The following is a 3,433-nucleotide window of genomic DNA, read 5'->3' on the forward strand; positions in this document are numbered from 1 at the left end:
ACCCTCAGGAATAGCGCCAGTCAAGGCGCTGCGCGCCATGCCTGGCGCACAATGCAAAAACCCCCGTAAGCGCGGGGGTTTTCTCTTTCAGCACTAATTTATCACTACAGCACCTGGGCGCTTACTCAATAATGCTGACGTCATCGGCCTGCAGGCCGCGATCATTTTTAATCACGTGATAGCGAACAATCTGGCCTTCGGCCAGCATACGCGGGCCACGACCACGAATCGCACGGAAGTGAACAAACACATCTTCTCCGTTATCGCGAGTAATAAAGCCGTAGCCTTTGTTGGTGTTAAACCACTTTACTTCCCCCTCTTCACGGCCATCGTTGGGGTCGATGATATCTTCCTCTTCATCATCTTCCACCGTAGGAGCAGGTGCTTGGGGTTGGCGCGGCGCAGGCTTAGCCCGAGCCACATCTGCCTTCACAACCATTGGTGGCGCCAGGGCAGCCGCCGCTAACGTGCCGAGAAACAACATAATAAAGCAGCCAAAGGCTACCGCGGCATATACGCTAAAAGCAGCTTCGGCTAACCACTGCTCAGCCAGAGGTGCATTGGTTAAATGAACAATCCCTGCCAGAAGAAGCGGCGTGGGGGCGGCGAGTAAGACACTGATAAAGAAACAGCGAAAAACAACTTTTGGGTTCATAGATGATAAAAGCTCTCTTGTTGTATGGGTAACAGACGAAGGACAATACTCGAACTACCAGGCCCATTCCTAACAGTACCGAGCATACTACACAAGGTGACGATGTTATCATGACAAACGAATTATCGCCTGCTGAGCTCGCTCAACGTCTTGAATCGTTGGAGAGTCGGCTGGCCTATCAGGAGCACTGGCTGGACACTCTGGATCAAGCGGTCGCCCAGCAGGAGCGCCGCTTGGAAAAACTGGAGCAGCTAAGCGCCTTGATGCGCGAACGGCTACGCGAGCAGCATCAGGCGCTCCAGGCGGGCGACTCCCAAGGCAGTTTTCGTCCAGAAGACGATATCCCACCCCACTATTAAGCCACGACTCGCGGCTTCTTGCCCGCCCAAAAGCGGTGGGATTACCTCACCATGCTGGCCGGGGCAACGCTTTCCAGCCCAAATGCATCGGCAACGGCACGATAGGTCACCTTGCCGTTGTGAACGTTAAGGCCGGGCAGGAAGTGCGCATCATCGGCCAATGGCCGTGCTTAGTCGCGGAACACGCGCACGCCTAGCGCCTTCAAGTACGACGTCTCCGGTATGGCCGGGTGCACCGGGTGATCCGGCCCTTGGTGGCCCTGGAAGATCACCTGACCTTGGCGGTCTTGGTGGCGCACTGCACCGCGCACCACATCGACCAAACGATCAGGGGCAAGGTGCATGGAGCAGGATGCCGACAGCAGCAGGCCATCGCGGCCCAGCAGGCGTATCGCCTCACGGTTCAGGCGCGAGTAGGCGCGCTCGCCGTTGGGGATATCCTTACGCTTTTTGATAAACGCAGGCGGATCGAGAATCACCACATCGAACTGCTCGCCATCTGCCTTTAGCGCCGCCAGGGCTTCAAAAGCATCGCCTTCACCAATCGCCACCTGCTCTTGAACGCCATTCAGCTCGGCGTTGCGCGCCACTTGCTCCAGCGCCGCGCCGGATGCATCCACGCAGAGCACTTCTGATGCACCGCTGGCCGCCGCCTGAACGCCCCAGCCACCCACGTAGCTGAATACGTCTAGCACGCGCTTACCGGCCACTTGGCTGTTGAGCCAAGCACGGTTCACACGGTGATCATAGAACCAGCCGGTTTTCTGGCCGTTTAGCACCGGCACGGCAAAGGTGACGCCATTTTCGACCAGCAGCACTTCGTCAGGCAGCGTACCTTTGACGACTTCCACGTGGGCTTCCAGGCCCTCCTGGCGGCGGCCACCGGTGTCGTTACGGAAGACGATAGCACTCGGCTTAACCACTTTCTCCAGGGCGTCAACGATATCTTCCGCCAGTGCCTGCATACCCGCGGTGTTGAGCTGCACCACCAGCACATCGCCGAAACGATCAATCACCAGGCCAGGCAACAGGTCGCCCTCGCCATGAATCAGGCGATAAAACGGCTGATCAAACAGGCGCTGGCGCAGCGCTAGGGCCTGATTAAAGCGATGCACGAACAGCGAGCGGTCCAGGCGCATTTCAGGGTCGCGAGACATGATGCGGCCGCAGATCAGCGAGTGCGGGTTCACGTAGGCAACGCCCAGGGTTTTACCGTTGGACGCCTCTACCAGCGCAGGCTCGCCCGCCGCAAAGTTTTTCAGCGGCGTCTCTTTGATATCGACTTCGTTGGAGTAGATCCACAGATGGCCAGCTTTTAAGCGGCGATCGGCGTTTTTATTCAAGCGCAGGCGTTGGGTCACAACAATCTCCAAAAGAGCAAGCTTACAGTGCACTTAGGCACTGTAAGCATAAAAACAGTTAACCGCCCAAGGCGGCGATTAACGCTGGCAACCGGGGCAAAACACACTGGCACGTTGACCCAGGGTAATGCGCTTCAGCTCGCTGCCACAGCGTAGGCAAGGCTGCCCGTGGCGTCCGTAAACATTCAGCCGCTGGGCGAAGTAACCAGGCTCGCCTTGGCCGCTGACAAAATCGCGCAGCGTAGTGCCACCTTGGGTAATGGCCGCCGCCAACACCTCTTTGACGGCCGCCGCTAGCGCGTCGTAGCGCGCTTGGGAAATTCGCCCCGCCGCACGGCGCGGGTCGATGCCTGCCATAAACAGCGCTTCGGCGGCATAAATATTGCCCGCACCCACCACCACACGGTTGTCCATCAAAAAGGGCTTTACTGCCACCCGCTTATTACGCGACAGACGGTAGAGCCACTGGCCGTTGAAGGCATCGCTAAGCGGTTCAGGGCCAAGGTGAGCAAGGCGGGTATCGCGGCTGCCGTCGCCCTGCTGCCAGTCGACAAACCCAAACCGACGCGGGTCATGGTAGCGCAGCACGTAGCCGCTAGCGGTCACCACATCCACATGGTCGTGCTTTTTCGGCAAATCCCCCAGGCGGGCAATACGCAGGCTGCCCGACATGCCTAAGTGCCACAGCAGCGTGGCACTGCCATCAGCGGTGGCTAGCGGAATCTGCAGGTATTTAGCTCGTCGGGCCAACTCGCCCACTCGTGCGCCGATTAAGCGTTCGGCCAAGTCGTCCGGCACTGGTACCCGCAGGCGCGGCTGGCGCACCCGCACTTCGGTAATTTCTTGCCCCTCTATATAGGGGGCGATGCCACGTCGCGTGGTTTCAACTTCAGGCAGTTCGGGCATGATGAAAGCCTATGATGACAGCACAGTGACAGCGATTAACGGCCAAGGCGCTAACGACAGAATCGAGTAGGAGGGGGAGTCGCCTCCCCCGTCCTCTCACACCACCGGGCAAACGGATCCGTACCACGGCGGTTCCTGTCCCCCATTATCGG

The 3,433-nt window shown here is 58.6% G+C and carries 4 protein-coding genes and 1 pseudogene; 1 reads left to right on the forward strand and 4 read right to left on the reverse strand.

Going from position 1 to position 3,433, the window contains the following annotated elements; all coding sequences use genetic code 11:
- Nucleotides 1-121: 121 nt before the first annotated feature.
- Nucleotides 122-655, reverse strand: coding sequence for a cold-shock protein (locus BMY49_RS18070; RefSeq protein ID WP_044629732.1), 534 nt, complete (start codon nucleotides 653-655; stop codon nucleotides 122-124).
- A 110-nt stretch (nucleotides 656-765) separates the two neighbouring features.
- Here BMY49_RS18070 and BMY49_RS16845 point away from each other — a divergent pair, with 110 nt between their 5' ends.
- Nucleotides 766-1,014 carry a SlyX family protein gene (locus BMY49_RS16845; protein WP_044629733.1) on the forward strand — a complete coding sequence of 83 codons (249 nt, stop codon included), beginning with the start codon at nucleotides 766-768 and terminating at the stop codon, nucleotides 1,012-1,014.
- A gap of 41 nt (nucleotides 1,015-1,055) precedes the next feature.
- On the opposite strand, the pseudogene BMY49_RS18120 reads toward BMY49_RS16845, so the two are convergent.
- The 3 genes and pseudogenes from BMY49_RS18120 to mutM form a co-directional block, all read right to left on the reverse strand.
- Nucleotides 1,056-1,175: pseudogene (locus BMY49_RS18120) on the reverse strand (alanine dehydrogenase); the annotation flags it as partial.
- A 9-nt stretch (nucleotides 1,176-1,184) separates the two neighbouring features.
- On the reverse strand, nucleotides 1,185-2,375 hold the full coding sequence (locus tag BMY49_RS16850; RefSeq protein WP_044629734.1) for a class I SAM-dependent rRNA methyltransferase: 1,191 nt from the start codon (nucleotides 2,373-2,375) through the stop codon (nucleotides 1,185-1,187).
- Between the two features lie 78 nt (nucleotides 2,376-2,453).
- Complete coding sequence (gene mutM / locus BMY49_RS16855) at nucleotides 2,454-3,281, reverse strand: bifunctional DNA-formamidopyrimidine glycosylase/DNA-(apurinic or apyrimidinic site) lyase (RefSeq protein WP_054640805.1); 828 nt, start codon at nucleotides 3,279-3,281, stop codon at nucleotides 2,454-2,456.
- Nucleotides 3,282-3,433 lie beyond the last annotated feature (152 nt).

The sequence above is a fragment of the Vreelandella aquamarina genome (assembly GCF_900110265.1).
GTDB lineage: Bacteria > Pseudomonadota > Gammaproteobacteria > Pseudomonadales > Halomonadaceae > Vreelandella > Vreelandella aquamarina.

Excerpts from the sequence above, each read along its gene's own strand:
- BMY49_RS18070 (WP_044629732.1), bottom strand. The coding sequence starts at position 655 with ATGAACCCAAAAGTTGTTTTTCGCTGTTTCTTTATCAGTGTCTTACTC.
- BMY49_RS16845 (WP_044629733.1), top strand. The coding sequence starts at position 766 with ATGACAAACGAATTATCGCCTGCTGAGCTCGCTCAACGTCTTGAATCG.
- mutM (WP_054640805.1), bottom strand. The coding sequence starts at position 3,281 with ATGCCCGAACTGCCTGAAGTTGAAACCACGCGACGTGGCATCGCCCCC.